This is a genomic window from Streptomyces sp. NPDC057287 (genome assembly GCF_042667905.1).
Classification (GTDB): Bacteria; Actinomycetota; Actinomycetes; order Streptomycetales; family Streptomycetaceae; genus Streptomyces.
Window position 1 is genome coordinate 157,128 of record NZ_JBHUYV010000002.1, and the last position, 26,623, is coordinate 183,750.

At 71.6% G+C, this 26,623-nt stretch carries 27 protein-coding genes; 12 read left to right on the plus strand and 15 right to left on the minus strand.

Translation table 11 applies throughout. The features are described from left to right. Position 1 precedes the first annotated feature (1 nt). Entirely contained in the window at positions 2-1,951 is a 1,950-nt protein-coding gene (locus tag ACFUNE_RS03990) for a fumarate reductase/succinate dehydrogenase flavoprotein subunit (RefSeq protein ID WP_383561939.1), read from the plus strand. Next, positions 1,948-2,694: a succinate dehydrogenase/fumarate reductase iron-sulfur subunit gene (locus tag ACFUNE_RS03995; RefSeq protein WP_383561941.1), complete on the plus strand. Its 747-nt coding sequence runs from the start codon at positions 1,948-1,950 to the stop codon at positions 2,692-2,694. The genes ACFUNE_RS03990 and ACFUNE_RS03995 overlap by 4 nt, the downstream gene beginning before the upstream one ends. An 8-nt stretch (positions 2,695-2,702) precedes the next feature. Here the strand turns inward: ACFUNE_RS03995 and ACFUNE_RS04000 are convergent, their stop codons facing one another. Both ACFUNE_RS04000 and ACFUNE_RS04005 read right to left on the minus strand, forming a co-directional pair. After that, positions 2,703-5,144, minus strand: coding sequence for an ABC transporter (locus ACFUNE_RS04000; protein ID WP_383561943.1), 2,442 nt, complete (start codon positions 5,142-5,144; stop codon positions 2,703-2,705). Between the two features lie 112 nt (positions 5,145-5,256). Beyond that, positions 5,257-5,448 (minus strand): DUF6381 family protein, encoded by a 192-nt coding sequence (locus tag ACFUNE_RS04005; RefSeq protein ID WP_383561945.1) that lies wholly within the window; start codon positions 5,446-5,448, stop codon positions 5,257-5,259. Positions 5,449-5,642: 194 nt separating this feature from the next. Between ACFUNE_RS04005 and ACFUNE_RS04010 the strand changes: the two genes are divergently transcribed. Beyond that, on the plus strand, positions 5,643-5,969 hold the full coding sequence (locus ACFUNE_RS04010) for a plasmid stabilization protein (protein ID WP_383561947.1): 327 nt from the start codon (positions 5,643-5,645) through the stop codon (positions 5,967-5,969). On the opposite strand, the gene ACFUNE_RS04015 is transcribed toward ACFUNE_RS04010, so the two are convergent. Beyond that, a complete protein-coding gene (locus tag ACFUNE_RS04015) occupies positions 5,966-6,529 on the minus strand; it encodes a type 1 glutamine amidotransferase domain-containing protein (RefSeq protein ID WP_383561949.1) in 564 nt (187 codons plus the stop codon). The genes ACFUNE_RS04010 and ACFUNE_RS04015 overlap by 4 nt on opposite strands. A 61-nt stretch (positions 6,530-6,590) precedes the next feature. Between ACFUNE_RS04015 and ACFUNE_RS04020 the strand changes: the two genes are divergently transcribed. Continuing rightward, positions 6,591-7,058, plus strand: coding sequence for a hypothetical protein (locus ACFUNE_RS04020; RefSeq protein WP_383561951.1), 468 nt, complete (start codon positions 6,591-6,593; stop codon positions 7,056-7,058). A gap of 71 nt (positions 7,059-7,129) precedes the next feature. Here the strand turns inward: ACFUNE_RS04020 and ACFUNE_RS04025 are convergent, their stop codons facing one another. After that, positions 7,130-7,345, minus strand: coding sequence for a dodecin (locus ACFUNE_RS04025; protein WP_383561953.1), 216 nt, complete (start codon positions 7,343-7,345; stop codon positions 7,130-7,132). Between the two features lie 205 nt (positions 7,346-7,550). Here ACFUNE_RS04025 and ACFUNE_RS04030 point away from each other — a divergent pair, with 205 nt between their 5' ends. From ACFUNE_RS04030 to ACFUNE_RS04040, 3 genes are all read left to right on the plus strand, one after another. After that, positions 7,551-8,804 carry an extracellular solute-binding protein gene (locus tag ACFUNE_RS04030; protein ID WP_383561955.1) on the plus strand — a complete coding sequence of 418 codons (1,254 nt, stop codon included), beginning with the start codon at positions 7,551-7,553 and terminating at the stop codon, positions 8,802-8,804. Between the two features lie 236 nt (positions 8,805-9,040). Then, positions 9,041-9,847, plus strand: a complete 807-nt coding sequence (locus ACFUNE_RS04035; RefSeq protein WP_383561957.1) for a GNAT family N-acetyltransferase — start codon at positions 9,041-9,043, stop codon at positions 9,845-9,847. Then, positions 9,844-10,683 (plus strand): lysophospholipid acyltransferase family protein, encoded by an 840-nt coding sequence (locus ACFUNE_RS04040; protein ID WP_383561959.1) that lies wholly within the window; start codon positions 9,844-9,846, stop codon positions 10,681-10,683. Before ACFUNE_RS04035 ends, ACFUNE_RS04040 begins: the two co-directional genes overlap by 4 nt. On the opposite strand, the gene egtD is transcribed toward ACFUNE_RS04040, so the two are convergent. From egtD to egtA, 4 genes are read right to left on the minus strand one after another with little or no spacing between them, the layout of a single operon-like run. Continuing rightward, positions 10,626-11,588: an L-histidine N(alpha)-methyltransferase gene (egtD, locus tag ACFUNE_RS04045; protein ID WP_383561961.1), complete on the minus strand. Its 963-nt coding sequence runs from the start codon at positions 11,586-11,588 to the stop codon at positions 10,626-10,628. The two genes, ACFUNE_RS04040 and egtD, sit on opposite strands and share 58 nt — an antisense overlap. Further along, positions 11,585-12,340: an ergothioneine biosynthesis protein EgtC gene (gene egtC / locus ACFUNE_RS04050; protein ID WP_383561963.1), complete on the minus strand. Its 756-nt coding sequence runs from the start codon at positions 12,338-12,340 to the stop codon at positions 11,585-11,587. The genes egtD and egtC overlap by 4 nt, the downstream gene beginning before the upstream one ends. Then, a complete protein-coding gene (gene egtB / locus ACFUNE_RS04055) occupies positions 12,340-13,680 on the minus strand; it encodes an ergothioneine biosynthesis protein EgtB (RefSeq protein WP_383561965.1) in 1,341 nt (446 codons plus the stop codon). The genes egtC and egtB overlap by 1 nt, the downstream gene beginning before the upstream one ends. Next, positions 13,677-14,975 carry an ergothioneine biosynthesis glutamate--cysteine ligase EgtA gene (gene egtA, locus ACFUNE_RS04060; RefSeq protein WP_383561966.1) on the minus strand — a complete coding sequence of 433 codons (1,299 nt, stop codon included), beginning with the start codon at positions 14,973-14,975 and terminating at the stop codon, positions 13,677-13,679. Before egtA ends, egtB begins: the two co-directional genes overlap by 4 nt. Positions 14,976-15,121: 146 nt before the next feature. On the opposite strand from egtA, the gene ACFUNE_RS04065 reads away from it, so the two are divergent. Then, positions 15,122-15,958 carry a TIGR02452 family protein gene (locus tag ACFUNE_RS04065; protein WP_383561968.1) on the plus strand — a complete coding sequence of 279 codons (837 nt, stop codon included), beginning with the start codon at positions 15,122-15,124 and terminating at the stop codon, positions 15,956-15,958. On the opposite strand, the gene ACFUNE_RS04070 is transcribed toward ACFUNE_RS04065, so the two are convergent. Further along, the gene (locus ACFUNE_RS04070; RefSeq protein WP_383561970.1) at positions 15,943-16,410 is read right to left on the minus strand and encodes a type II toxin-antitoxin system PemK/MazF family toxin; all 468 of its coding nucleotides are present in this window, start codon (positions 16,408-16,410) and stop codon (positions 15,943-15,945) included. The genes ACFUNE_RS04065 and ACFUNE_RS04070 overlap by 16 nt on opposite strands. A 71-nt stretch (positions 16,411-16,481) precedes the next feature. Here ACFUNE_RS04070 and ACFUNE_RS04075 point away from each other — a divergent pair, with 71 nt between their 5' ends. The 3 genes from ACFUNE_RS04075 (at position 16,482) to ACFUNE_RS04085 (ending at position 19,217) form a co-directional block, all read left to right on the plus strand. After that, the gene (locus ACFUNE_RS04075) at positions 16,482-17,606 is read left to right on the plus strand and encodes a glycosyl hydrolase family 18 protein (protein ID WP_383561972.1); all 1,125 of its coding nucleotides are present in this window, start codon (positions 16,482-16,484) and stop codon (positions 17,604-17,606) included. Positions 17,607-17,726: 120 nt separating this feature from the next. After that, entirely contained in the window at positions 17,727-18,755 is a 1,029-nt protein-coding gene (locus tag ACFUNE_RS04080; protein WP_383561974.1) for a LacI family DNA-binding transcriptional regulator, read from the plus strand. Between the two features lie 84 nt (positions 18,756-18,839). Continuing rightward, positions 18,840-19,217 (plus strand): hypothetical protein, encoded by a 378-nt coding sequence (locus tag ACFUNE_RS04085; protein ID WP_383561976.1) that lies wholly within the window; start codon positions 18,840-18,842, stop codon positions 19,215-19,217. A 76-nt stretch (positions 19,218-19,293) separates the two neighbouring features. Here the strand turns inward: ACFUNE_RS04085 and trxA are convergent, their stop codons facing one another. Further along, positions 19,294-19,689, minus strand: a complete 396-nt coding sequence (trxA, locus tag ACFUNE_RS04090) for a thioredoxin (protein WP_383561978.1) — start codon at positions 19,687-19,689, stop codon at positions 19,294-19,296. A 115-nt stretch (positions 19,690-19,804) separates the two neighbouring features. Between trxA and ACFUNE_RS04095 the strand changes: the two genes are divergently transcribed. Then, entirely contained in the window at positions 19,805-21,250 is a 1,446-nt protein-coding gene (locus ACFUNE_RS04095) for a dihydrolipoyl dehydrogenase family protein (protein ID WP_383561980.1), read from the plus strand. Positions 21,251-21,504: 254 nt separating this feature from the next. Here the strand turns inward: ACFUNE_RS04095 and ACFUNE_RS04100 are convergent, their stop codons facing one another. From ACFUNE_RS04100 to ACFUNE_RS04120, 5 genes are all read right to left on the minus strand, one after another. Beyond that, positions 21,505-22,731, minus strand: a complete 1,227-nt coding sequence (locus ACFUNE_RS04100) for a cytochrome P450 (protein WP_383561982.1) — start codon at positions 22,729-22,731, stop codon at positions 21,505-21,507. A 117-nt stretch (positions 22,732-22,848) separates the two neighbouring features. Further along, a complete protein-coding gene (locus ACFUNE_RS04105; RefSeq protein ID WP_383561984.1) occupies positions 22,849-24,099 on the minus strand; it encodes an NAD(P)-binding domain-containing protein in 1,251 nt (416 codons plus the stop codon). Continuing rightward, on the minus strand, positions 24,096-25,328 hold the full coding sequence (locus tag ACFUNE_RS04110) for an NAD(P)/FAD-dependent oxidoreductase (RefSeq protein ID WP_383561986.1): 1,233 nt from the start codon (positions 25,326-25,328) through the stop codon (positions 24,096-24,098). The genes ACFUNE_RS04105 and ACFUNE_RS04110 overlap by 4 nt, the downstream gene beginning before the upstream one ends. After that, positions 25,325-25,519: a ferredoxin gene (locus ACFUNE_RS04115; protein WP_383561988.1), complete on the minus strand. Its 195-nt coding sequence runs from the start codon at positions 25,517-25,519 to the stop codon at positions 25,325-25,327. The genes ACFUNE_RS04110 and ACFUNE_RS04115 overlap by 4 nt, the downstream gene beginning before the upstream one ends. Before the next feature lie 206 nt (positions 25,520-25,725). Further along, positions 25,726-26,451, minus strand: a complete 726-nt coding sequence (locus tag ACFUNE_RS04120; protein ID WP_383561990.1) for a TetR/AcrR family transcriptional regulator — start codon at positions 26,449-26,451, stop codon at positions 25,726-25,728. Between the last annotated feature and the right edge of the window lie 172 nt (positions 26,452-26,623).

Consider the following 26,623-nt stretch of genomic DNA (forward strand, 5'->3'; position numbering starts at 1 on the left):
CATGAGCGACTACACGAACTACCGCACCGGCGAGCCCGTCGTCGATGCCAAGGCGCCGGACGGACCCGTCGCCGACCGCTGGGACACCCGACGCTTCGAGGCGAAGCTGGTCAACCCGGCCAACCGGCGCAAGCACACGGTGATCGTCGTCGGCACCGGCCTCGCCGGCGGCTCGGCCGGCGCGACGCTCGCCGAACAGGGCTACCACGTCGTCCAGTTCTGCTTCCAGGACTCGCCCAGGCGAGCCCACTCCGTCGCCGCCCAGGGCGGGATCAACGCGGCCAAGAACTACCGCAACGACGGAGACTCGGTCCACCGGCTCTTCTACGACACCGTCAAGGGCGGCGACTTCCGCGCCCGCGAGTCCAACGTCCACCGCCTGGCCGAGATCTCCGTGGAGATCATCGACCAGTGCGTCGCCCAGGGCGTCCCCTTCGCCCGCGAGTACGGCGGCCTCCTCGACAACCGCTCCTTCGGCGGGGTCCAGGTCTCCCGTACCTTCTACGCCCGCGGCCAGACGGGGCAGCAGCTCCTCCTCGGCGCCTACCAGGCGCTCTCCCGCCAGATCGCCGCGGGCAACGTCGAACTGCACGCCCGCACGGAGATGCTCGACCTGATCGTCGTCGACGGCAAGGCCCGCGGCATCGTGGCCCGCGACCTCGTCACCGGGAAGATCGACACCTACTTCGCAGACGCGGTCGTCCTGGCCACCGGCGGCTACGGCAACGTCTTCTACCTGTCGACGAACGCGATGAACTCCAACGCCACCGCGATCTGGCGTGCTCACAGGCGTGGTGCGTACTTCGCCAACCCCTGCTTCACGCAGATCCACCCCACGTGCATCCCACGGACCGGTGACCACCAGTCCAAGCTGACGCTGATGAGCGAGTCGCTGCGCAACGACGGGCGCATCTGGGTCCCGAAGGCCAAGGGCGACGACCGCCCCGCCAACCAGATCCCGGAGGACGAGCGGGACTACTACCTGGAGCGCATCTACCCGGCCTTCGGCAACCTCGTGCCCCGCGACATCGCATCCCGCGCCGCGAAGAACGTCTGCGACGAGGGCCGAGGCGTCGGACCCGGCGGTCAGGGCGTCTACCTCGACTTCGCCGAGGCCATCGCGCGCATGGGCAGGAAGAAGGTCGAGGAGAAGTACGGCAACCTCTTCGACATGTACGCACGGATCACCGCGGAGAACCCGTACGAGACGCCGATGCGCATCTATCCCGCCGTGCACTACACGATGGGCGGCCTCTGGGTCGACTACGACCTCCAGACCACCGTCCCCGGCCTCTTCGCCATCGGCGAGGCCAACTTCTCCGACCACGGAGCCAACCGCCTCGGCGCCTCCGCCCTGATGCAGGGGCTCGCCGACGGCTACTTCGTCCTGCCGTCGACCATCAACGACTACCTCGCCCGCAACCCGCACACCGAGGCGGTCGACGCCGGGCACCCGGCGGTCACGGAGGCCGTCGCCGAGACCGAGGACCGGCTCAACCTGCTCCTCGCGGTCGACGGCGACCGCACACCGGACTCCTTCCACCGTGAGATCGGCGAACTCATGTGGGAGTTCTGCGGGATGGCCCGCACCGAGGACGGGCTGCGGAAGGCCCTGGACCGGCTCCCGCAGATCCGCGAGGAGTTCTGGCGCCGCATCAAGGTGCCCGGCACCGGAGAACAGTTCAACCAGTCGCTGGAGAAGGCCAACCGCGTCGTCGACTACCTGGAGCTCGCCGAGCTCATGTGCCTCGACGCCCTGCACCGCGCCGAATCCTGCGGCGGCCACTTCCGCGAGGAGTCGCAGACCGCGGACGGCGAAGCCGCCCGCCGGGACGAGGAGTTCTCCTACGCCGCCGCCTGGGAGTTCAGCGCCACCGGCGACGCCCCCGTCCTGCACAAGGAAGACCTGGTCTTCGAGTACGTACACCCCACTCAGCGGAGCTACGCATGAAGCTCACCCTGCGCGTCTGGCGCCAGCAGAACGCCGAGGCGCCCGGCGCCATGGCCACCTACGAAGTCGACGGAATCTCCCAGGACATGTCGTTCCTGGAGATGCTCGACACCCTCAACGAGGAGCTCATCCTCGGCGGGGACGAGCCCGTCGCCTTCGACCACGACTGCCGCGAAGGCATCTGCGGCGCGTGCAGCCTCGTCATCAACGGCGACGCGCACGGCCCGGAGCGGACCACCACCTGCCAGCTCCACATGCGGTCCTTCAGCGACGGCGACACGATCGACATCGAGCCGTGGCGCGCCTCGGCCTTCCCGGTCGTGAAGGACCTCGTCGTCGACCGTTCCTCCTTCGACCGGATCATCCAGTCCGGCGGATACATCTCGGCGCCCACCGGTACGGCGCCCGACGCGCACGCCACACCGGTGCCCAAGCCCGACGCCGACTCCGCCTTCGAGCACGCCGAGTGCATCGGCTGCGGCGCCTGCGTGGCCGCCTGCCCGAACGGCTCGGCGATGCTCTTCACCTCGGCCAAGATCAATCACCTGAACGTGCTCCCTCAGGGCGCGCCCGAGAGGGAGACCCGGGTGCTCGACATGGTCGCCACCATGGACGACGAGGGATTCGGCGGCTGCACCCTCACCGGCGAATGCGCGACGGCCTGCCCCAAGGGCATCCCGCTCCCGTCGATCACCGCGATGAACAAGGAGTGGCTGCGCGCCAACCGCAAGGTGCGCCGCTGACCGCGCCCTCACCCGGCGGGGAGTCGGACGGTCCGCAACGCCTTCGCCAGGTACGCGGCCGTACGGCTCCCCGCCGCGCGGGCTACCTCACGCGGCGTCCCGGTGGCGACGATCCTGCCGCCCCGGTCCCCGCCCCCGGGCCCGAGATCGATCACCTGGTCCGCGCCGGCCACCACCGCCATGTCGTGCTCCACGACCACCACGGTGCTCCCCGCGTCCACCAGACCGTGCAGCTGCCGCATCAGCACCTCCACATCGGCCGGATGCAGCCCGGTCGTCGGCTCGTCCAGCAGGTACAGCGTGTGGCCCCTGCGGGCGCGCTGCAGCTCGGTGGCGAGCTTGATCCGCTGCGCCTCGCCGCCCGACAGCTCCGTCGCCGGCTGCCCCAGGCGCAGATAGCCGAGCCCCACGTCGAGCAGGGCACGCAGACTGCGCTCGGCGGCCGGGGTACCGGCGAGGAAGCCGGCGGCCGCCTCGACCGTCAGGTCCAGCACCCCGGCGATCGTGAGGCCGCGCAGGGTGACTTCGAGGGTCTGCGGGTTGTAGCGCGCACCGTGGCAGTCCGGGCAAGGGGTGTACGTACTGGGCAGGAACAGCAGCTCGACCGAGACGAACCCCTCGCCCTGACAGGTCTCGCACCGCCCGCCCGCCACATTGAACGAGAACCGGCCCGCGCGGTACTTCCTCGCCCGTGCCGTCTCCGTCTCCGCGAAGAGCTTCCGTACGACGTCGAACAGCCCGGTGTACGTTGCCAGGTTGGACCGCGGGGTGCGGCCGATGGGCTTCTGGTCGACCTGTACCAGCCTGTCCACCGCCTCCAGGCCCTCCGCCGACGCGCAGCCCCGTGCCACCGGCGCGGCGGGATCCTCGGCCGGCTCCGCCGACCGGCGGTCGGCGAGCGCACCCGCCAGGACCTGGCCCACGAGGGTCGACTTGCCCGACCCGGACACGCCGGTGACCGCCGTCAGCACGCCGAGCGGGAACGCGGCGTCGACGCCGCGCACATTGTGCAGGTCGACCCCGCGCAGTGTGATCCAGCCGGACGGGACGCGGGGCTCCCTGGCCGGTGCCGGATCCTCGTCGAAGAGGAATCGCCGGGTCGCGGACCCGCTCACACCGGCGAGGTCCGCCGGGGGGCCGCTGTGCAGCACCCTGCCCCCGTGCTCGCCCGCCAGGGGACCCACGTCCACCAGCCAGTCGGCCTGCCGCACCACATCCATCTGGTGCTCCACCACGAAGACGGTGTTCCCCGCCTGCTTGAGCCTGCCGAGCACGCCGAGGAGTGACTCGGTGTCGGCCGGGTGGAGGCCTGCCGACGGCTCGTCCAGCACATAGACGACGCCGAACAGACCCGACCTCAGCTGAGTGGCGAGCCTCAGCCGCTGAAGCTCGCCCGAGGAGAGGGAGGGGGTCGTACGGTCGAGGCTGAGATAGCCGAGACCGAGCTCGGTGACCGGCTCGATCCTGGCCAGCAGATCGGCCGTCAGCACCCGAGCGGTGTCGCTACCGCCGCCCGCCTCCAGCAGCACCTCCGTGAGGGCGGTGAGGGGAAGCGCGACGATGTCGGCGATCGTACGGCCCGCGAAGGTGACCGCCATGGCCTCGGCCCGCAGCCGGCCGCCCCCGCACACCGGACACGGCGCGCTCGTGAGGAAGCGTTCCGCCTTCGCCCGCAGTGACCGGCTCCTGGTGTCCGCGAAGGTGTGCATCACATAGCGGCGCGCGCTCATGTACGTGCCCTGGTAAGGACGTTGGATGCGGCCCGCGTCACGCACCGGGTGGACCGTCACCACCGGCTGCTCGTCGGTGAACAGGATCCACTCGCGGTCGGCCGGCTCCAACTCGTGCCAGGGGCGCTCGATGTCGTACCCCAGGGCGTCCAGGACGTCGCGCAGGTTCTTCCCCTGCCAGGCTCCCGGCCAGGCCGCGATCGCCCCCTCCCGGATCGACAACGACGGTTCGGGTACGAGCAGCTCCTCGGTGGTGCGGTGGATCAGCCCCAGTCCGTGGCACTCGGGGCACGCCCCGGCCGCGGTGTTCGGCGAGAAGGAGTCGGAGTCGAGGCGCTCGGCGCCGGGCGGGTAGTCACCGGCACGGGAGAAGAGCATCCGCAGGGAGTTGGACAGTGTGGTGACCGTACCCACCGACGAGCGCGACCCGGGCGCCGACCGGCGCTGCTCCAGGGACACCGCGGGCGGCAGACCGGTGATCTCACCGACGTCGGGAGCGCCCACCTGGTGGATCAGCCGTCGGGCGTACGGGGCTACCGACTCGAAATAGCGCCGCTGCGCCTCCGCGTAGATCGTCCCGAACGCCAGGGAGGACTTCCCCGACCCCGAGACGCCGGTGAAGACCGCGAGGGCGTCGCGCGGGATGTCGACGTCCACATCGCGGAGATTGTGCTCGCGCGCGCCGCGCACCCGGACGTAGGGGTCATGGGGGGTGGACATCGGCGGTGCGGCTCCGTGGGGATCGGGGGAGTGTGCGTGCTGCTGCCGGTGATCCTTCCGTACGGGGGTACGGGTGAGGACCACCGGCGGGGCGGGGCGTCGGGTCCCTGCCCTAGACCATCGGGTCCATGCCGCGGTCGGTCATGGAGCTCTCCTGCTCGCTCTGCTCCCGCAGGCGGCGGGCCTTGTCCTGGAGCCGCTGCCGCTGCTCCGGATCGGTGGCGCGCTCCGCGGCCTCGTTGAGTTCCTGCGCCTTGGCCCGCAGCTGCTTGGCTCGGCCGCCGGGCTCACCTGCAACGCTCATGATCACTCCTGGATCTGTGGGGAGCGGACACCCTCAGCGAATCAGCGCACCGGTGCGGCTGCATCTCGAACGGTCACGCACGGCGATCGGCCCGTGCCCCGTTCGGGCCTCCCGCCCGGCAGGCGCAAGGGCGAAGGTGTGGGGTGGTGGGTGCGGCGGTGCACCACCGTCGTCCGGCAGTGAGGAGAGGCGTCATGCCCACAGGATCCAGCTCCAAGCGCGAACGCCAGTACGAGCACATCAAGGAGAGCGCCGAGGACCGCGGCACCTCCACCAAGCGCGCGCAAGAGATCGCGGCGCGCACCGTGAACAAGGAGCGGGCCCGCTCGGGAGAGTCCAGGACCGCGAGCCCGGCGTCGCTGCGGGATCCCAAGTCGGCCTCCGAGCGCGGTGGGCAGCGGTCGCACAGCGGAGCTCAGGGGCCCACGAGGGACCAGCTGTACGAGGAGGCCAAGAAGCGCAACGTCGAGGGGCGGTCCTCGATGAACAAGGAGCAGCTGCGCAGGGCGCTCGGGCGCTAGGCCGTCGTCGAGAGCTCCTTGCCGATCTCGCTGATGAAGTCGTCCAGGTCCTTGGGCGTGCGCGAGGTGATCAGGGTCCATCCGCCGCCGTCGTCCTTGGCGACGGACGTGTCCACCCAGCTGCCGCCCGCGTTCCGGATGTCCGTCCGGAGCGAGGGGTAGGAGGTGAGCGTCTTGCCCCTGACGACATCCGACTCGACGAGTACCCAGGGGCCGTGGCAGATGGCGGCGACCGGCCGGCCCGTCGTCGTGAACGAGTGGACGATCCGGGTGGTGGCCTCCTGCAGGCGCAGGGTGTCGGCGTTGAGGGTGCCGCCGGGTACGAGCAGCAGGTCGTAGTCGGCCGGGTCCGCGTCGGCGAGGGTGAGCGTGGGGCGGACGGGTTCTCCCGGGTCCTTGTCGCCGACGAGCGTCCGGACGGGGTCCTTCGAGACCGCCGCGATGTCCACCGTGGCGCCGGCCGCACGCATCTGCCGTACGGGCAGCACGAGTTCGTCCTGTTCGACGCCGTAGTTGCTCACGATCGCCAGTACGCGGCGTCCGCCGAGGTCGTCGGTCATCCGTCTATCCTTTCGGCATGTTTTCCAGGATGGGACTGCGTTGAGCGACTACCCTCGGCCGTTGGCCGTATTCGATCTTGACGGGACGCTCGCCGACAGTGGCCACCGGCAGCACTTCCTCGAGGGCCGGCGGCGCGACTGGGAGAGGTTCTTCTCGGCGGCACCCCACGATCCCCCGCTGGACGAAGGAGTGCGCCTGGTTCTGGCGAGCGCGCGGGAGTGCGAGGTCGTGTACCTCACCGGGCGGCCGGAACGGTGCCGCCGGGACACCGTGGACTGGCTGGAGCGGCAGGGGATGCCGAGGGGCGACGTCCACATGAGGCGTGACGGGGACCGGCGGCCGGCCCGCCGTACGAAGCTGGAGGTGCTGGAGCGTCTCGGCGGGCAACGGGAGGTGCGTGTCTTCGTCGACGACGACGAGCTGGTGTGCGACGCGGCCGAACGGGCCGGATTCACCGTCGTGCGCGCCCGATGGGCCGTCACCCCGCAGTCGCTCAGGGACGCGCAGCAGCGCGAGGGGCGCACCTGACGCGGCTGCGTGGACGTCGTATCGCTGCGGGGCCGAAGTGCCCTGCCCCGGCCGCTGCCGGGGAGGTCGGCTCAGGCGTCCCCGTCGAGCCGGAAGCCGACCTTGAGTCCCACCTGGTAGTGCGCGATGCGGCCGTTCTCGATGTGTCCACGGACCTGCGTCATCTCGAACCAGTCGAGATTGTGCAACGTTTCGGAGGCTCTTGCGACGCCGTTCCGGATCGCCGCGTCGATGCCCTCCTCGGAGGTTCCTACGATCTCGGTGACCCGGTAGGTGTGATTAGACATCTAATGTCTCCTTTCGTGGTTCCACGGTGCCTCACTCCGCGTCGTCGCGCGAGGTGTCCCGGCCGATGGTCGATGGCGGGCAGGCCCTTGACCTGCGGATTGGTCCATACCAAACTCCGACCCATACGCCCGTGCGAGCGCCGCCCGCAGTCCCCCCACCCGGGTCCTGACATGTCGTCGTGCCGTTTCGCAGAAGGTGACCCCCGTGAAGATCCGCATACTGGCCGGAGCCGTCGCGCTCGTTTCCTCCGTCACGCTGAGCGGCTGCGGACTTCTCCCCGGCGCGGGTGACGACAACAGCACGGTGACGGTGTGGCTGATGAAGGGCAGCGCCTCGCAGGGCTTCCTGGACCGTTTCAAGGAGTCGTACGAGGCCGAGCACCCGTCGGTCGAGCTGGAGTTCGTCCTCCAGGAATGGGGCGGTATCGGACCCAAGGTCCTGAAGGCGCTCGAAGGCGACGACGCACCTGACGTCATCGAGGTCGGCAACACCCAGGTCGCCCAGTACGCGGAGAGCGGTGAGCTGCGCGACCTCACCCTGGAGTCCATGCGCGACCTGGGCGGGGAGGACTGGCTCCCGGGACTCGCGGAGCCGGGCAAGGTCAACGGCGGACAGTACGGAATCCCCTGGTACGCGGCCAACCGCGTGGTGATCTACAACAAGGACCTCTTCGCAGAGGCGGGGATCACCGAACTCCCCGAGACCCGCGAGGAGTGGGTGGAGATCACCGAGAGGCTGAACACCGCCGGCCAACAGGGCATCTACCTCGCCGGACAGAACTGGTACGTACTCGCCGGGTTCGTCTGGGACGAGGGCGGCGAACTGGCCGACGACAGCGGCGGCGACTGGCAGGGCGCACTCGACTCGCCGGCCGCGCTGCGGGGCATGGACTTCTACAAGACGCTGCAGGCGCTCGGCGACGGACCCACGGACGCCGACGAACAGACGCCCCCGGAGACCGACGTGTTCGCCGAGGGCACGGTCGCCCAGATCATCTCCGTGCCCGGGAGCGCCGCGCTCATCGAGCAGCAGAATCCCGAACTCAAGGGCAAGCTGGGTTACTTCCCCATTCCCGGCAAGAGCGCGAAGAAGCCGGGCGCCGTCTTCACCGGAGGGTCGGACCTGATCGTGCCGGAGGGGGCCGACCAGCGGGGCGAGGGCATCGAGGTCGTCAAGGCGCTCGCGGGGGAGGAGTGGCAGACCGAGCTCGCCCGGGCCATGAGCTACGTGCCGAACAAGCCAGCCCTCGCGAGCGTCGTCGGAGGCCAGGAGGGGACCTCCGCGATGGCGGAGGGCGCCACCGAGGGCAGAGCGACCCCCAACTCGCCGTTCTGGCCCGCCGTGGAGGCCGACAACCCGATCAAGCCGTACATGACGGCGGTGCTGGAGGGCGCCGATCCGGCCGAGGAGGCGAAGAAGGCGTCCGACCGCATCACGTCGAAGCTGATCACCGGCTGACGGTGCGGCGGGGTGGCCGCCGGGCGGGTGCGGGACGAGGCGGCCGCGCGGGGTGGCCGCCGGGCCGGTGCGGGGTGTGGCGGCCGTTGTCCCGACCCGGGGATTCAGGCTCCTCACATCCCCTCGCTCCACTGCGGTCATGTCGAATCCAGCCAGTGACGGAAGAAGTAGGGAGCCGGGCCGTCGCACCTGCGGCGGCCCGGCAGCCACCCGCTGATCCGTCCCCGGAGACCGCCATGACCGCGCTTCCCCTGGCCTTCCCGACCCCCGCACCCATCGGCATACCCGCGCCCCGCCCCGCCGCCACCTCGGACTACCAGGTCTCCCTGGCCACCTGCCAGGACGACGTACGGGCCGCCCAGCGCCTGCGCCATGCCGTGTTCGCCGGCGAGTTCGGCGCCCGGCTCGACAGCGACGAACCGGGCCTGGACAGCGACGCCTTCGACGCGCACTGCGACCACCTGCTGGTGCGCGAGACGGCCACCGGCGACGTCGTCGCCACCTACCGGCTCCTGCCGCCCGAGGGTGCCAGGCGTGCGGGCGGCCTCTACGCGGAGAGCGAGTTCGACCTCGCCCGCCTGGGCCCGATCAGGGACGACCTCGTCGAGGTGGGCAGGTCCTGTGTCCACCCCGCACATCGGGACGGTACGGTCATCGCCCTGATCTGGGCGGGACTCGCCCGCTACATGGAGCGCACCGGCCACACCTGGCTGGCCGGCTGCTGCTCCGTGTCCCTCGCCGACGGAGGCGCGCTGGCCGCCAGGAGCTGGGACACCGTGCGGACCCACAACCTGGCGCCCGAGGAGTACTGGGTGACCCCTCACCGCCTCTGGGACACCACGGGCCACCCCGTCGGCGGTGCGGGCGGCCGGGCAGGCCTTCCGCCACTGCTGCGTGGCTACCTGAGGCTCGGCGCCTGGGTCTGCGGAGCTCCCGCCCACGACCCCGACTTCGGCGTCGCCGACCTCTACGTCCTGCTCTCGATGCACCGCACCGACCCGCGCTACCTGCGCCACTTCCTCTCGCTGGCACCGCTGCGATGAGCGCCTGGCTGCCCGTGGCTCCCTGCACCCCGCGCGACTGCGCGCACCACGAGGGCGCCACGCGGGCCCCGCTGCTCGCGACGGCTCTGCTGTGCGCCGGATGCGCCCTGACCCTCCTGGGCGTTCTCTGCGTGCCCGCGGTACTGCTCCTGGGACCCGCGCACCGCGACCTGGTCATCCGCCGGTGGGCGTACGCGGTGGTGCGGTCCTTCGGCGTACGCATACGGGTGACAGGGCTCACGGCCGGGCGGGCCGGACCGGGGGCGGGGGAGCTGGTGGTCGCCAACCACGTCTCCTGGCTGGACGTCCCGCTGGTCGCCGCGGTGCTTCCCGCCCGGATGGTCGCCAAGAGCGAGATACGGAACTGGCCGCTGCTCGGACCGCTCGCCGCGCTCGGCGGCACGCTGTTCATCGAGAGGGAACGGTTGCGGGCGCTGCCGGAGGCGGTGCGGGCCCTCGCCGGGGCTCTGGCCGCCGGATCGCGGGTGGCGGTGTTCCCGCAGGGCACCACCTGGTGCGGGCGCTGCGCCGGCGGCCGGTTCCGGCCCGCCGCCTTCCAGGCTGCGATCGACGCGGGCTCCGCCGTCCGCCCGGTTCACATCAGCTACCGGACGACGGGGACGAACGCGGCGGGAGCCGCCGCGTTCGTCGGGGACGACCCGCTCGCCGCCTCACTGTGGCGCGTGGTGACCGCCGCCGGGCTCACCGCCGAGGTCCGGATCCTGCCACCGGTCCCCGCAGGATCCGAGCCCGGGCGGCGGGCACTGGCGCGCGCGGCTCAGTCGGCCGTGGCCAGCGACAGTGCGAACCTGCCCGCCGCGTCCGTCCACCACTGATCCAGCCGCAGACCGGCCGCGGCCAGTTCCTCCCGCACCCGCTCCTCGCGGAACTTCGCCGAGACCTCCGTCCGCAGGTCCTCCCCTTCCTCGAACTGCACCACGAGATCCAGCTCCCGGACCTTGACCGTCAGCGCCCGGCGCGCGCGCAGCCGCATCTCGATCCATTCGTTGTCCGGGTCCCAGAGAGCCACATGGTCGAAATCGTCGGCCGGGAAGTCCGCTCCCAGCTCGCGGTTCACCACCGCCAGCACGTTCTTGTTGAACGAGGCGGTCACCCCGGCCGCGTCGTCGTACGCGGCGACGAGCGTCCCCTCGTCCTTGACCAGGTCCGTGCCGAGCAGCAGCCCGTCTCCGGGGGCGAGCCGCGCCCGGACGGAGCGCAGGAACTCGGCGCGCTCCGCCGGCAGCAGATTGCCCAGCGTGCCGCCGAGGAAGACCACCAGCCGCGGGCCGGGGCTCTCGGGCAGCTCCAGGGCCTGCGTGAAATCGGCGACGAGCGCGTGCACGGAGAGCTGCGGGCGTTCGGCCAGCAGAGCCTCGGCCGCGCCCGCCAGGGCGCTCTCACTGACGTCGACCGGCACATAGGTGTGCAGGTCCGGCAGCGCGTCCAGCAGGTGCCTCGTCTTATCCGAGGAGCCGGACCCGAGCTCGATCAGGGTCCTCGCCCCGGACACCCTGGCGATCTCACCGGCACGGGCGACGAGGATCTCCCGCTCGGCGCGCGTCGGGTAGTACTCGGTCAGCCGGGTGATCTCCTCGAAGAGGTCACTGCCGCGCGCGTCGTAGAACCACTTGGGCGGCAGCGTCTTCGGGTGCCGGGTCAGACCGCTCAGCACATCGGCGCGCAGCGCCGCGTCCGTCGCGTCCGCAGGCAGGGTGCGGGTCAGCAGGAAGGGACTCACGCGGTGGGCTCCTTGAGCGGGGTCAGCAGGACATCGGTGCGCGTCGCGGCCAGCAGGGTGCGGTCCGGGACCTCGCGCCAGAACGGATCGTCGTCGTACGGCTCCGAGGCCACCACCGTGCGGCGGCCCGGCTCGTGGAGATACCAGAGGGAGTCGCCCCAGGTGGTCGCCACGATGTGGGAACCGTCGGTGAGCAGCAGATTGAGACGTGAGCCGGGGGCGGCGGCGGCGACTTCGAGCACGGTGTCGGCGACCGCCTGCGCTATCTCGTCACCCTGCGCCACCCGGTGGAGGACCAGCGCCCAGATCAGTGCCGAATCGTTCCGCGCGGCGAGGGCGAGCAGCCTCTCGGGGGGCAGGGATCCCGCCGGCGATGCCAGGGAGCCCGGCCAGCCCCGCACCGCACCGTTGTGGCTGAACAGCAGCCGTCCCTCGGCGAAGGGAGCGGCGGCCGCCTCCCCGTCCGCCCCGGCGAACGTCGCGTCACGGACCGCTGCGAGCAGCGCCGTGCTGCGCACCACGCGGGCCAGATCGGCGAACGTCTCGTCGCCCCAGACCGGCCCGGTGCGCCGGTAGCGCCCCGGGACGGGGTCCCCGTCCGCGTACCAGCCCACCCCGAAACCGTCGGCGTTGACCGTGCCGTTCCGCTGGCGGCGGGGTTCCCACGACTGGCGGACCAGACAGTGGGCGGGGGAGGTGAGGACCTCTCCAAGAGCCACCGGCGGCCCCAGATATGCGATATGACGGCACATCAGGCATCCCTCGCAGTGCGGAAGCCGGAGAAGATCTGGCGGCGCACCGGCAGGTCCCAGTTCCTGAAGGTGCCACGGCACGCCACCGCGTCCACGGCGAAGGAACCTCCGCGCAGCACCTTGTGGCCGGGGCCGAAGAACACCTCCGAGTACTCGCGGTACGGGAAGGGGGCGAAGCCGGGATAGGGCAGGAAATCACTCGACGTCCACTCCCACACGTCGCCGATCATCTGGCCCGCGCCCGCCGGGGACCGGCCCGCCGCGTACGCGCCGGCGGCGGCCGGCCGCAGGTGGCGCTGGCCCAGGTTGGCCCGCTCGGGAGTCGGGTCCTCGTCGCCCCAGGGATAGCGCAGTGAACGCCCGGAGGCGGGGTCGTGGCGGGCGGCCTTCTCCCACTCCGCCTCGGTCGGAAGGCGCCGCCCCGCCCAGCGGGCGTACGCGTCCGCCTCGTACCAGCTGACGTGGAGCACCGGCTCGTCCGCGGGCACGGGCTCGGTCACCCCGAAGCGCCGCCGCAGCCACTGCCCGGCGTCCCGGTGCCAGAACAGGGGTGCGGTCAGGCCGTGTTCACGGACCATCGCCCAGCCCTCGGGCGCCCACCAGCGTTCGTCGGTGTAGCCGCCGTCCTCGATGAAGCGCTCGTACGCGCCGCACGTGACCGGGGCGGTGTCGATGTGGAACGGGGCCACGTCGCGCCGGTGCGCGGGACGTTCGTTGTCCAGCGCCCACGGCTCGGTGGAGGTCCCCATGGTGAACGGGCCCCCGGGGACCAGTACGTCGGCCGGAAGCGTGACGGGGTCGACGGGTGCCGGAGGCTCCGGAGCGCTGAGCACCGCCGGTCCCGAGCGCAGCTGATGTGTGATCAGCATCGTCTCGTCGTGCTGCTGTTCGTGCTGGGCGACCATGCCGAAGGCGAAGCCCGCCCGCTCCAGCGGACGCCCCCCGCCGTGGAGCGGAGCGCCCCCGAGGATGTCCAGGGCGCGGCCACGCACGTCGGCGGCGTACGTCCGGGCCTCCGCGGGTGCGAGCAGGGGCAGGGACGGCCGGCTGGCCCGGGAGTGCTCGAAGGCGTCGTACAGCCCGTCGATCTCGGGGCGCATCGCCTCGCGGCCGCCCACGGCCCGCAGCAGCCACAGCTCCTCCTGGTTGCCGATGTGCGCCAGGTCCCAGACCAGGGGCGACATCAAGGGGGAGTGCTGGGCGGTGAGCTCGTGGTCGTCGACGCTGTCGGTGAGCAGAGCGGTGCGCTCGCGTGCGGTGAGAAGTGCGGCCAGGGCGCGCTCACGCAGCGCCTCCGCGTCGGTCTCCCGGTCGGTGTGCGGAGCAGGAGTGTCAGTCATCGGACCAGGCCCTTTCCGTGCGTCAGCCGTGCCAGGTCGGGGAAATCATCGGCCGGACATCGGCCTCTTGCCGCGTAGCGGTCGTTGAACGCGGCGACCGTGCCGATGACGTGGTCGCTCGCCCCCATCCTGGGCAGTGCCTCGAGCGCGGTCCTGAAACAGGCCGCTGCAGCCGCGGCCAGCTCCGGGTCGCTGAGCCCGTCACGGGCGGCAGCCGTCCAGAGCGGATTGCGGGGCGCGGCGGGAAGGCCCGCGGTCTCGGCCAGAGGTTTCACTGTGCGGTACACGGTCTCCGACGCCTCCGGGTCGTCGAACAGAGCGGTGGTGACGGCCAGCGGGACCAGCCATCCGTCGGTGCCGGACTGCGCGTCGATCATGCGCAGCTCCAGATGCCCGCGCGGGCGCACCGGTGGGAACAGAGTGGTGAGGTGGTAGTCGAGATCGGCCCGCACCGGCGGCCTGGGCCCGCCACCGCGGATCCAGTCGCGGAACGTCAGACCCTCCGGGACGTCCCAGGGGCCGTCACCGTTGCGGACACACAGCACGGGCGTGGCGAGCACATGGGAGGCCCAGGCGTCGCGGGGCGCGAGACGGCTCCGGGGCGCGAGCGACCTGGCCGGATCGAGATCGGCCCACAGCGACTGCCGGGTCGACCGCCAGCCGGTGCGCCGTCCCTGGCGGTACGGCGAATTGGCGAACGCAGCCACCAGCACCGCGCCCAGCAGATGTCCGAGCTGCCAGCGCCGCGCATAGCCCAGCGGCCCCGGCTCCTCCTCTCCCGCGTCCAGGCAGACCTGCACGGAGGCGGAGGTGCACATCATGGCCCGGCCGGCCGGGCCCGAGCGGTCGAGCGCGGCCTCCATGGCGTCGTAACGCGGCTCCTGGAGCAGTCGGCGCGGGGTCTGCCACGGGTCCACACCCAGGCCGGCCAGGGTCAGCCCGGCCCGGCCGATCGTGTCGCGCACGGACACCAGGTCGGCGGCCGTGGCGTCGATGCACGCCATCAGGGAGCCGGCGGGCTGGGAGCTGAGCTCCAGCTGACCACCCGGCTCGAAGGTCAGGGCCGCGTCCAGCGGTGTTGCGCGCACGGCGTCCGCCGCGGCGCGGAGGCGCTCGTCCGGGACGGCGACCTCGGGATGCTCACGGTCGTGAATGAGCCATTCCAACTCCACGCCGACCGTCCGAGGCGGTCCCGTCTTGAAACATATGCCGCGGAGGAGATCCTCCGCCTCTCCTTCGCCGAGGGGTGCCGCGTCGACGGGCGGGCCGTGCTGGCCGAGAGTGTCCGGGGGCATGCTGGGCCTCCTCCTGGTTGCTTGCTTCCCACCCAAACCCTTACCGAGAGTTCGCACAAGGGTGCCCCTGAGCCACGGAAAACCGGTTGCGTCCATGCCGCCGGTGCATCCAGCATGCCCCGTATGCACCACACGGGGGCGCGCCCATGAGCGCACGACTGCGCGGCATCGCACGAGAGACCGAGGCCATCGTCCTGGCCGGGCGGTACCGCACGCCCGAGGGGCGCGAGGTGACGATCGAGCGCGCCCTGGCCGCCGCGCTCTCAGGCACTCGGCTGTACGGCCCCGAGGCCGTGCCCGTGGCCGTCCTGGACACCGGTCGCAGGCCCACGGTGGAGGTGACGGACGAGACCAGCCTCCAGGCGGCACGCCGGATGACGGGTGAGTCGGCGGCCAGGGTGGCCGTGCTGAACTACGCCTCCGCCCGCAACCCAGGCGGCGGCTACCTGAACGGCGCGCAGGCCCAGGAGGAGTCGCTGTGCCGCGGCTCCGCGCTCCACACCACGCTGCTGCGCGTCCCCGAGTTCTACGCACACCACCGCGCCGAACGCAGCGCCTTCTACACCGACCGGGTCATCCACTCACCGGGCGTCCCGGTCTTCCGCGACGACCGGGGAAGGCTGCTGGACTCCCCGTACACGGTCGGATTCCTCACCTCGCCCGCTCCGAACGCCGGAGTCATCCGCAGACAGGACCCGGATCTGGCCGGCCGCATACCCGCCGCACTGGCGAGCCGTGCCGAACGCGTGCTGGAGGTCGCCGCCGTCCGGGGCTACCGGCGGCTGGTGCTGGGCGCGTGGGGCTGCGGCGTCTTCATGAACGACCCGGCCGAGGTCGCCGGCGCGTTCCGCGCCCTGCTCACCGACGGCGGACGGTTCGCCGGCCACTTCGAGCAGCTCGTGCTCGGCATCCCGGACCGCGCCCCCGATTCGGCCGTGCGGGCGGCCTTCGCCCGCGCCTTCGCCGGTCAGCTCCAGCCGTAGCGCTCACGCAGGCGCTCCACGACCAGGTCGTACCTGTCCCGGTCCAGCGCACAGGCCTCGCGCCGCATCCCGTCCTCGTGCACCCGCAGCACCCGGTCCAGATCCACCCAGGAGGCCCGTCCGGAGCTGTCCCACGGCCCCGCGCCCAGGGCGACCCACTCGTGGTCCCGCTCGTGCTGTTTGCTGGACAGCTGCACGGCGAGGAGGGTGCCCGTCTCCTCCCGGGCCACGACGAGAACCGGCCGGTCCTTGCCGCGCCCGTCGTTCTCCTCGAACGGCACCCAGGTCCAGACGATCTCGCCGGGGTCGGGATCACCGTCGCGGTCGGGGGCGTACGAGGTACGGACGGGCCCCACATCGCGGGGTTCGGCCTCGGTGGTGGCCGCCGGGCCGCTGCGGCCCGGGAAGTCGGTGGTGCTGTCACTGCTGTGGTTCATGTGCTGGAACGTCATCGCAACACCGTAGAACCTGTACGGCCCAGTCCGTGGAGCGGGTCGGCGAAAGGGGCCCCAGGCTCGACCTCATGATCACCGCCGCAGTCATCGCCCGCCACGCCCGTACCCTCACGCTCGCCGGTGTCCTCGCAGCGACCGCGCTGACCACGGTTTCTGGTGCCGCGTCAGCCACGCCGCCGGAGCCTGCCCCGGCCTCACCCGTCCCCTCGGACCGGCCGGCCCGTACTGCCGCACCGGTTCCCCGGACGGTGTCGGCGTGGCTGCCCTACTGGGACCAGGAGGGCGCCTACCAGGACGCGCTGCGCCACGCCGACCAACTGCACACCGTCAGCCCGTTCTGGTACGAGGCTGTCTCCGCCGGGCGGATCGAACCACACCCCGGCGCGGGCGAGCGCCGCATCGTCGACGGACTGCACCGGGCGGGGGCAAAGGTCGTCCCCACGGTCATGGAGACCATGAAGGAAGGCGCTCTGGCAGCCATCCTCACCAGCACCGCCCGACGCGACGAGCACGCCGACGCGCTGATGCACACGGTCGCCACCCGGGACTACGACGGCCTCGACCTCGACTACGAATCCATCGCCGCCACCGGCGACACCACGTACGCCGCCGTGCGCGACGGATTCACCGCCCTGGCGACCGATCTCTGCGGCCGTCTGCACGTCCTCGGGAAGCAGTGCGTGGTCACGGTCTTCCCGAAGACCGCCACGACCGGCCGCATCTGGGACTACGCGGCCCTCGGGCGTGTCGCCGACCGGGTCCGGATCATGGGCTACAACCTGCACTGGTCGGGCGGCGACCCGGGTCCGCTCGCGGACACCCGCTGGTACGAGGACATCCTGACCCGGGCCACCGCCCTCGTCCCGCCCGCCAAGCTGGAGATGGGCCTCCCCGCGTACGGCTGGAACTGGCCGTCGGACAGTGCGAGCACGGCCGCCACGAAGCACGTCACCTGGAAGGAGGCCGAAGCCCTCCGTGCCGAACAAGGCGCCCCCTACCGCTTCGACGAGGTCTCCGGCACGCCGTACTTCACCTACGACGACGGCACGGAGTCCCGCGAGGTCTGGTACCAGGACGCGCGCGGGGTCGCCGCGCACATGCCGGTGCTGCGCAAGCACGGCGTGACGAACACCGCGCTGTGGGCGCTCAACTTCGAGGACCCGAAGATCTGGCCGGTCCTCGCCGGGGGCTGACGCCGTCCCGGTCCTTGCCTGGGGCTGACGCCGCCCGGTTACGCCGCCCCGGTATGGTGACCCGCTTACGTGCCCCGGGCCGCCGGCCGGGCGGACGGATCTGGAAGACTGCCCGACGCCATGCACCAGTTACCCGAGCAGCCCGCCGGCATCTCCGTGCCGACCAGCGCCGATGTCGCGCGGTTCGCAGGAGTCTCCCGGGCCACCGTGTCCTACGTACTGAACAACAACACGTCCGTGCGGATCAGTGAATCCACGCGGCGTCTGGTCAGAGAAGCCGCCGCCCACCTCGGTTACGTCCCGCACGCGGCGGCCCGGAGCCTTCGCGCCGGGCAGACCAGGACGGTACTGCTGCCCGCCGCGCACACCCCGGCGGGGCCTCTGTACCAGCGGTTCTTCGCCGGTCTCGAGTCCGGCCTGCGACGCCTCGACTACGCCGTCGTGCAGTTCGGCAGCGCCGGCCTCGACGCGGACGAGGCGGCCAGGGCCTGGGCCGAGCTCCGCCCCGTCGCCGTCGTGGCACCTGACGACATCTCCCTCACCCCGTACGGGACCGGTGTGCTGACCCGCGCGGGCGCCAAAGCCGTGATCACGCTCGGTCCGCAACCCGTGGACGGTGCGCACGCCCTCGTCGTGGACCAGCGCGAGGTCGGCGGCTGCGCGATCCGGCACCTGCTCGCGCGCGGCCGGCGCAGGATCGGGGTGGTCATGCCCCAGAGCCCCGGCCTCGCCCTGTTCGCCGGGCACCGCCTGGCGGGAGCCGTGCGCGCGGTGGAGGAGGCGGACGTGGACGCCCGTGTCCGGCCGCTGCCCCTGCGGTACGACGAAGCCTCGGCGGAGGACCTCGCGGGGCGCTGGCGGACGCTCGGCCTCGACGCCGTGTTCGCCTACGACGACACATACGCCATGCTCCTGCTGAGAGCGCTCCAGGACGCCGGTGTCGACGTACCCTCCGAGACGGCCGTGATCGGCGCGGACGACCTGATGCTCGCCCGGCTGCTGCGGCCCCGGCTCAGCAGTATCGCCATGGAACTGGCGACTCCGCAGCCACCGGCCGAGATGATCGACCGGCTGGTGCGGAACCCCGGCGGCGAGCCGGAGCGCCACTACCTGCTGCGGGCCGCCGCGGTGACCCGCGAAACCAGCTGAACGTGCCGTCCGCCGCCTGCCACGGCACGGGGGTCAGGGCCTCACGACATGCGCCTCGGGTGGGGGGTGTCTAGCGTCGTCAGCATGAGTCATCCGCAGAGCTACGAGATCCTGCTGTTGCCGGAACCGGAGGAGACCGCCACCGGTGCCCCGGAACCCGCCACCGCCATCCGCTCCGCGGTGGTGGCCGCCACCGGTGACACCGGGGCCTCGGGCTACCCGCGCTACGTGGGCGACGGCATGGAGGCGGACATCGACCCGGCCTCGCACACCGTGGAAGCCCTGCTGGTGGACGGCTCCGAGCTGGACTACGGCCTCACGGTCAGGATCGCCGAGCGCATCGGCGGCTCCGACGAGGCGCCGGAGGCACCGGGGGCGGACGGCCAGGAACCGGAACCGGCCGGGGACGACGCCCCGCGCTCCGGCTCCGCCGTCGGCCCGGAGGGTTCCGGCGAGGGCTGAGGCGGGCACCGAGGCATGACAAAGGCCCGGCTTGAACGGCCGGGCCCTCATCACGTCTGCCGCAGGTCCGGAGGGACTACTGCTGCTCCTGCTGTGGTGTCTGCGCCTGCTGTGCCTGCTGCTCCTCGACGGACTTGCGTACCTCGTCCATGTCCAGGTTGCGCGCCTGACCGATGACATCCTCCAGCGCCGCCTCGGGGAGCGCCCCGGGCTGCGAGAAGACCGCCACGTTGTCACGGACGATCATCAGCGTCGGAATGGACCGGATCTCGAAGGCGGCCGCCAGCTCCTGCTGCGCCTCCGTGTCGACCTTGGCGAAGACCAGGTCGGGGTGGCGCTCGGAGGCCGAGTCGTAGACAGGGGCGAACTGCTTGCACGGACCGCACCAGGAAGCCCAGAAGTCGATCAGCAGGAACTCGTTGTCGCTCACGACCTGATCGAAGTTTTCCTTGGTGAGCTCTACGGTGGTCATACTCTGATACCTCTTCCTGGGACCGTTCGGACCTGTCCGGCACAACGGTGACGTCACTTGCGCTATTCCGCCTGCCCATGTGGCCGTGGCCCACACCCCCGACGACACTGTTCCCATGACTGATGTTGAGGGTGTGCAGAGCAGTGAGTACGACGTCGTGGTCATCGGGGCGGGCCCGGTGGGGGAGAACGTGGTGGACCGCGCCAGAGCCGCAGGGCTGAGCACCGCGGTGATCGAGTCGGAACTGATCGGCGGGGAGTGCTCGTACTGGGCGTGCATGCCCAGCAAGGCGCTGCTGCGCCCGGTCGTCGCGCGTGCCGACGCGCGCCGTGTCGCCGGGTTGAGCGACGCGGTGCAGGGGCCGCTGGACGCGGACGCCGTACTTGCCCACCGCGACTACGAGACCTCCCACTGGAAGGACGACGGGCAGGTCGGCTGGCTGGAGAGCATCGGCGCGGACATCTACCGCGGCATGGGCCGCCTGACCGGGGTCCGGCAGGTCTCGGTCACGGCCCCCGACGGGTCGGAGCGGCACCTCACCGCGCGGCACGCCGTCGCCGTATGCACCGGGAGCCGGGCTGTCGTTCCCGGGCTTCCGGGCATCGCGGACGTCCGTCCGTGGACCAGCCGTGAGGCGACCAGTGCCAAGGAGGTCCCGGGCCGGCTCGTCGTCGTGGGCGGCGGCGTGGTCGGAGTGGAGATGGCCACCGTCTGGCAGGGGCTCGGCGCCCAGGTGACGATGCTGATCCGGGGCAAGGGCCTGCTCCCCAAGATGGAGCCCTTCGCGGGTGAGCTGGTCGCCGAGGCACTGACCGAGGCCGGCGCGCGGATCCTGACCGGAGTCTCGGCCACCGGTGTGCGCCGGGCGGGCCACGACGGCCCGGTCACCGTCGAACTCGACAACGGGGAACAGCTGGAGACCGACGAGATCCTTTTCGCCACCGGCCGCGCACCGCGCACCGACGACCTCGGCCTCGGCACGGTGGGGCTTGAGCCCGGATCCTGGCTCTCCGTCGACGACAGCTGCCTCGTGGAGGGCAGTGACTGGCTTTACGCGGTCGGCGACGTCAACCACCGCGCACTCCTGACCCATCAGGGCAAGTACCAGGCTCGCATCGCGGGAGCGGCGATCGCGGCGCGGGCCCAGGAGACCCCCCTGCTGGAGACGGACCGCTGGGGCGCGCACGCGGCCACCGCCGACCACGCGGCCGTCCCCCAGGTCGTGTTCACGGACCCGGAGGCCGCCTCGGTCGGTCTCACGCTCGCGGAGGCGGAAACCGCGGGCCACCGCGTCCGCGCCGTCGACTACGACCTGGCGTCGGTCGCGGGCTCCGGGCTGTACGCGCAGGGGTACAAGGGCCGGGCCAGGATGGTCGTCGACCTGGACCGCGAGATCCTGCTCGGCGTCACGTTCGTAGGACCCGGCATCGGTGAACTGCTGCACTCGGCGACGGTCGCGGTGGCCGGTGAGGTCCCGATCGATCGCCTGTGGCACGCGGTCCCGGCGTATCCGACGATCAGCGAGGTGTGGCTGCGGCTGCTGGAGGCTTTCAGGGGTTAGGCACCGCCGTCGAAGCTGGACGGCGGGCTACGGCGACCGAGCGTTCCTTCGACGGTCCTGGGCATTGCCGCATCGGCGCCCGCCGCCGTCTGCCCTGCACCAGGCTTCAAGTCTGGTGCAGGGCGGGCCCGCTGAGGGACGGCCGGCGGATACTCCACGTACTCAGGCGGCTCGAACGGCTTCCTGACGCGATGACGCCCCGGCCGGTGCAGGTCCGTACGTAGGGGGTCGGGGCGTCATCGGCGCGATGGGTGTCAGCGGGTGACCATGAGCTTCTTCACCGCGTAGTTGGTTCCGAGGACGTCCATCGGCACCTCGTCGACCCGGACCGCGAGCCGCAGGTCGGGGAAGCGTGTGAACAGCCGGGGCAACACCGTCTTCAGCTCGGCGCGGGCGACGTTCTGGCCGAGGCACTGGTGGACGCCGTAGCCGAAGGCCAGGTGGCGGGTCATCTTGCGGTCGAAGTCCGGGACGTCGGGGTCGGTGAAGACCCTCGGGTCACGGTTGGCGGCGGGCATCGCCACGACGACGAGATCGCCGGCGGCGATGGGCTGCCCGGCGATCTCCACGTCCTCCAGCGCCACCCGGCCGAGGCCGAACTGCACGATGGTGAGGTAGCGCAGCAGTTCTTCCACCGCCGGGCCCGCCTTCTCCGGGTGCTCCACGAGGTCGCGTCGCTGCTCGGGGTGGGTGAGAAGCGTCAGTGAGGAGAGGCCGAGCATGCTGGCGGTGGTGTCGTGACCGGCGAACAGCAGCAGTACCCCCATTCCGATGACTTCGTCGTCGGTCAGGAACCCGTCCTCGGCGTCGGCGTGTCCGATCAGCTCGGAGAGGATGCCGTCCTGGGCCTTGGTCCGGCGCTTCTCGGCGACCAGCTTGGTGATGTAGTCGATGAGCCAGTGCGCGCCCGCGTCCCGCTCCGGGCGGGGCCTGCTCATGTCCATGAGCTGCTCGGTGGCTTCGTGGAAGCCGTCGCGGTCCGCGTACGGCACGCCGAGCAGTTCGCAGATGACCAGGCAGGGGATCGGCAGGGCGAGTGCCTGGATCAGGTCGAAGGTGGCCGGCCCGGCCTCGATCGCGTCCAGGTGCTCGTCCACGATCCGGTCGATGTACGGCTGGAGCTTCTGTGCCACCGACTTGGGCGTGAACCGCCCGGAAAGCAGCCGGCGGTACCGGCTGTGGTCGGGCTCGTCCATCATCACGAACGTGGGGTTGAACGGTGCGTCCTCGCCCGCCTCGGACGCCTCTCCCTCCGGGGTGTCGTGGCGGGGGCGGCGGGCGGACATCTTCGGGTGGCCGAAGACCTCGCTGCCCTCCTCGAAGCGGGTCACCAGCCAGCCCGAAGTCCCGTTGGGGAAACGGACCTTGAGGAGGGGCTGGTCCTCGCGCAGAGCGGTGTACTCGACCGGCGGGTCGAGCAGCGCGGTACGGGCGACGGGCATGGCGGGAAGCGGGCCGCCGGTGCGGGTGGGGGAAGTCATGGGTTCTCCAGAGGGCGGCGGTATCCGGTGCACGGAACCGCTCAGGGGTGGGGGAGCAGGTGATCCGGTGTGGTGAGCGGGGGGGGGCATCCCGGCGTGGGAACGGCCGGTCCGGGCTCAGACCTGTGGTGGGGTGTCGATCCCGGCCGTGATGGCGTCCTCGACGCCGGTACGGACGGCGGTCGCGTTGCCCCAGCCGACGTACAGCGCCAAGTGCAGCACCGCTTCACGGAGTTGGCTCGTGTTCAGTTCGCCGTTGACCAGCGCGCCCTCGGTCTGTATCCGGATCAGGTCGCTACGCCCCAGGGCGGCGGTGACGCCCAGTGCCAGCAGGCGCCGGTCGCGCACCGACAGGGCGGGGCGTGACCACACCTCGCCGAACAGATGGCTGACGGTGGTGTCGGTGAAGGGCTCGCCGGTCGGAGCTTTCGGCATGGAGTCACTGAACCCCGGGCCGTAGACCTGGTCCATCAGTTCAAGGCCGTGCCGGTAGAGGCCGTCCGCGTCCTCGGGGCCGGCCGGCGCGGCCCGGGGGAGGTCCAGTGTCTCCGCGGCCCTTTCCCGTACGACTGCCACGGCGGGTACGGATACCCCGAGGGTTGCGGCGAGATCCAGCGCGGCGTCAAGGTCCTTGGTCATCAGCGGCGTGATCTGCCCGCCGACCGCTTCCGGCAGTCTCCCGTCCTCGCCGCGCATCCCGAGCAGCTGCAGCAGGGTGCGTCCCTCTGGATCGGCCGCCTCGATGACCTCGGCCAGGCGGGCGGGGGCGACGCCCGCGGCGGAGGCGAGTGCCGCCGCCTCGTGGACCGTGCGCCACGTCCCGTACGTCACCACGTTGCGCGCGATCTTGGTGGCCATCCCGGCGCCGGAAGGGCCACAGTGGACGACGAGCTTCGCCCAGTCGTCCAGCACGGGGCGGGCGGTTTCCACCACCGCGGCGTCCCCGCCGACGATGGCCACCATGCCGTGCTCGGCGGCCTTGTCGCCCGGAGTGACTCCGCAGTCCAGGAACCCCACGCCGCGTTCGGCGCAGGCCGCCGCCAGCTCCTGCACGATCGGGAGCGCGACAGTGGAGAGCAGGACCACCGTGGATCCTGGGCGGGCAGTCGTGAGGAGCCCGCTCTCGCCGGTGATCGCCCCACGCGCCTGTTCGGCGTTGACGACGGCGACCATCACCACGTCGCTGGCTGCGGCCACCTCGGCGGGCGAGCCCAGGACGTCCGGTACGCCGGGCAGAGAGCTTGCTGCGCGGGGGCAGATGTCGTGGACCGCCGGAACCCTGCCGCTGCGGGCCAGGCTGACGGCGACGCCGCCGCCGATCATGCCGAGGCCTATCACCCAGGCCCTCACGGCCGCTTCCGTAGTCATGACACGCTCCCAGCGGTCGCCGTGGGGGCTGTGCCGGCGGTGTCGGACGGCTCGGCGGCCACCACTGCCGCCCGCCAACTCCGAACGGCCCGAACCATGTTGACCCCAGCCACACCACAGACCCGCCCGCCCTTGCCGTAGAGGGCCACCAGCTTGCGCGTAGCGGTCGAGCCCTCCACGATCCGGACGCTGTCGGCGCCTCGTGTCGCACCGTAGATCTGGATCTTCAGGTCGTACTGGTCGGACCAGACGTAAGGCACCGGTGCGAAGGGTGTGGCGCCCTGAGGGCCGGCGAGGATGTTCCGGGCGACGGCGAGGCCTGCCTCGGAGGCGTTTGTGCGGTGTTCGACGCGGGTGGGCTCGCCGGTGACCGGATGGGTCCAGCAGGCCACGTCCCCGGCCGCCCACACCCCGTCGCCGGCGTGCAGAGTCGCGTCGCAGAGCACACCGTTGCCGAGCGGTACGCCGCTGCCCTCCAGCCAGTCGGTGGCCGGGCGGGCGCCGATTCCGACCAGGACGGCGTCGGCCGCCACGGTGCGGTCGTCGGCGAGCCGGACTCCGGTCGCGCGGCCGGCACCGTCGTGCAGGACGTCCCGCACCAGGACGCCGGGCTCGATCCGTACCCCGTTCTCACGGTGCACCTCGGCCAGCATCGCGCCGAGTTCGGCGCCGAGACTGTCGGCCAGCGGTACGGCTACGTCGGTGACCATGGTCACGTCGCACCCCAACTCGCGTGCGACAGAGCCTGCTTCCGCGCCCACGAAGCCGGATCCGACGATCGCGAGCCTGCTTCCCGGCCGGAGCGCGGTGCGCAGTTCGAGGGCGTCCTCCAGGGTGCGCAGCGTGTGCACCCCGGTGAGTTCCCCGGTGCCGGGCAGGCGCCTCGCGTGGGCTCCGGTGGCCACCACCAGATGTCGGTAGCCGATCCGTGTCCCGTCCGTCAGGGCGACTTCGCGGCGACGGGTGTCCAGCGCGACGGCCGCGCTGCCCAGCCGCAGGTCGAGGCCGAGAGCCTCCAGGGCGTGAGGCGGCCGGAGCGCCAGGCGGTCGACGCCCCAGGCCCCGGAAAGCAGCTGCTTGGAGAGCGGCGGGCGATCGTAGGGGTGGTGAGGCTCGTCGCCGACAAGGGTGAGGGCGCCGGTGTAGCCGCCCCGTCGCAGTCCCTCCGCCGTGCTCAGACCGGCGGCCGAGGCCCCCACCACCACGATGGGCCCGGGGGAGCCGCTCACGCCACTACCTCGATGGCCGCTGCGGGGCAGACCGCCGCCGCCTCACGGACCGCCGCGAGCTGCTCGGCGGGCGGGTCGGCGTCGAGAAGGATCACGACTCCGTCGTCGTCCCGCTGGTCGAAGACCTCGGGCGCGGCCAGGACGCACTGTCCGGCGCCGCAGCATTTGTCGTAGTCGATCGAGATGTTCACAGCAAATACCTCCATCACGCCCCGTGGGGGGTTGGGATGCGCGCAGTCAGACGAACCGAGGCAGATACGTGCCCCTGTCACCTAACTAAGTTCAGTTGCGCACGCTAGCCCTCTCCGACCGGTGGTGCAATCCGGGCCGCGGGATTTTGCCGACTACTGACCTGCGTCAACATGCCTGATGGATCAAGCGTGTTGTGAGGGACGCGCTACCCCGCGGCGGCGTCACCTGTGAGAATCGAGCGGATGTTCCGTGCCGCTTCCGTGTCGGCTGCCGGGGGCTGCGGGCCGCCCGGTACGGCCGGCGGAACCAGTGCGTCGACCAGCCCTGACGCCAGTTCCTCGCTCAGGGCCCCCGCCCCCTCGACCATCAGCGTGTGGTGCAGGGCGATCGAGCCGTGCAGGCTCGCCCAGAGCGTCTGCGCCGCCTGTTCGTCCGGCATCGTGACCGGATGGCCCGCCGCCCTGCACCGGGAGAACCCCTCGCGCAGCGACTGGCTGATGTGGCGGGAAGGGTGCAGATGCAGCCGGGAGACGTCGACCTGCGGCTGCTGGGTCTCGTACATCAGGCGGTAGTGACCCGGGAGCTCCCGCGCGAACAGGCAGTACGCCCGGGCCTGTGCCAGCAGCCGCCCCTTCGCCGGCTCTTCCGCGTCCGCGGCGCGCGCGTCCGCTGCGCGCATCTGCGCCGCCAGATCCGCGTACTTGTCCTCCAGGGCGGCCCACACCAGATCTGCCTTGTCGGAAAAGTGCAGGTAGATGCTGGGCGCGGCCACCCCTGCCTCGCGCGCCACAGCGCGCATGGTCAGCTTCTCCGTACTGCCCCACTCGTCCAGCAGCCGTGCCACCGCGGCCAGGATCTCCCGACGCAGCTGCTCCCCCTGGCCGCGCGGACTGCGCTTCCGTCCGCCGGTGGCGCTCGCATCCTTGCTCATATCGCCTTCTTCCTGTGGTACCGGACAGCGTAAACCGGTCGTCTCCGCAGGTCAGGCCAGCCGAGGCGGGGAGAAGCGGCGCCCTCGCCGTGGTTCGCGCGGGCTATGCCGCCTGCTGGCGGCTTCCGAGGCCGCAGCGCATCTCGGGGGCGCGGCGAACGGGGCCGGTGCC

What these genes read in the sequence shown, in the direction of transcription:
- ACFUNE_RS04040 (WP_383561959.1), top strand. Translation starts at nt 9,844, where the DNA reads ATGAGCGCCTGGCTGCCCGTGGCTCCCTGCACCCCGCGCGACTGCGCG.
- ACFUNE_RS04120 (WP_383561990.1), bottom strand. Translation starts at nt 26,451, where the DNA reads ATGAGCAAGGATGCGAGCGCCACCGGCGGACGGAAGCGCAGTCCGCGC.
- ACFUNE_RS04095 (WP_383561980.1), top strand. Translation starts at nt 19,805, where the DNA reads ATGACTGATGTTGAGGGTGTGCAGAGCAGTGAGTACGACGTCGTGGTC.
- egtC (WP_383561963.1), bottom strand. Translation starts at nt 12,340, where the DNA reads ATGTGCCGTCATATCGCATATCTGGGGCCGCCGGTGGCTCTTGGAGAG.
- ACFUNE_RS04080 (WP_383561974.1), top strand. Translation starts at nt 17,727, where the DNA reads ATGCACCAGTTACCCGAGCAGCCCGCCGGCATCTCCGTGCCGACCAGC.
- ACFUNE_RS03995 (WP_383561941.1), top strand. Translation starts at nt 1,948, where the DNA reads ATGAAGCTCACCCTGCGCGTCTGGCGCCAGCAGAACGCCGAGGCGCCC.
- ACFUNE_RS04005 (WP_383561945.1), bottom strand. Translation starts at nt 5,448, where the DNA reads ATGAGCGTTGCAGGTGAGCCCGGCGGCCGAGCCAAGCAGCTGCGGGCC.
- egtA (WP_383561966.1), bottom strand. Translation starts at nt 14,975, where the DNA reads ATGCCCCCGGACACTCTCGGCCAGCACGGCCCGCCCGTCGACGCGGCA.
- ACFUNE_RS04085 (WP_383561976.1), top strand. Translation starts at nt 18,840, where the DNA reads ATGAGTCATCCGCAGAGCTACGAGATCCTGCTGTTGCCGGAACCGGAG.
- egtB (WP_383561965.1), bottom strand. Translation starts at nt 13,680, where the DNA reads ATGACTGACACTCCTGCTCCGCACACCGACCGGGAGACCGACGCGGAG.
- ACFUNE_RS04075 (WP_383561972.1), top strand. Translation starts at nt 16,482, where the DNA reads ATGATCACCGCCGCAGTCATCGCCCGCCACGCCCGTACCCTCACGCTC.
- ACFUNE_RS04000 (WP_383561943.1), bottom strand. Translation starts at nt 5,144, where the DNA reads ATGTCCACCCCCCATGACCCCTACGTCCGGGTGCGCGGCGCGCGCGAG.
- ACFUNE_RS04010 (WP_383561947.1), top strand. Translation starts at nt 5,643, where the DNA reads ATGCCCACAGGATCCAGCTCCAAGCGCGAACGCCAGTACGAGCACATC.
- ACFUNE_RS04015 (WP_383561949.1), bottom strand. Translation starts at nt 6,529, where the DNA reads ATGACCGACGACCTCGGCGGACGCCGCGTACTGGCGATCGTGAGCAAC.
- ACFUNE_RS04105 (WP_383561984.1), bottom strand. Translation starts at nt 24,099, where the DNA reads ATGACTACGGAAGCGGCCGTGAGGGCCTGGGTGATAGGCCTCGGCATG.
- ACFUNE_RS04025 (WP_383561953.1), bottom strand. Translation starts at nt 7,345, where the DNA reads ATGTCTAATCACACCTACCGGGTCACCGAGATCGTAGGAACCTCCGAG.
- ACFUNE_RS04100 (WP_383561982.1), bottom strand. Translation starts at nt 22,731, where the DNA reads ATGACTTCCCCCACCCGCACCGGCGGCCCGCTTCCCGCCATGCCCGTC.
- ACFUNE_RS04035 (WP_383561957.1), top strand. Translation starts at nt 9,041, where the DNA reads ATGACCGCGCTTCCCCTGGCCTTCCCGACCCCCGCACCCATCGGCATA.
- trxA (WP_383561978.1), bottom strand. Translation starts at nt 19,689, where the DNA reads ATGACCACCGTAGAGCTCACCAAGGAAAACTTCGATCAGGTCGTGAGC.
- ACFUNE_RS04065 (WP_383561968.1), top strand. Translation starts at nt 15,122, where the DNA reads ATGAGCGCACGACTGCGCGGCATCGCACGAGAGACCGAGGCCATCGTC.
- ACFUNE_RS04070 (WP_383561970.1), bottom strand. Translation starts at nt 16,410, where the DNA reads ATGACGTTCCAGCACATGAACCACAGCAGTGACAGCACCACCGACTTC.
- ACFUNE_RS03990 (WP_383561939.1), top strand. Translation starts at nt 2, where the DNA reads ATGAGCGACTACACGAACTACCGCACCGGCGAGCCCGTCGTCGATGCC.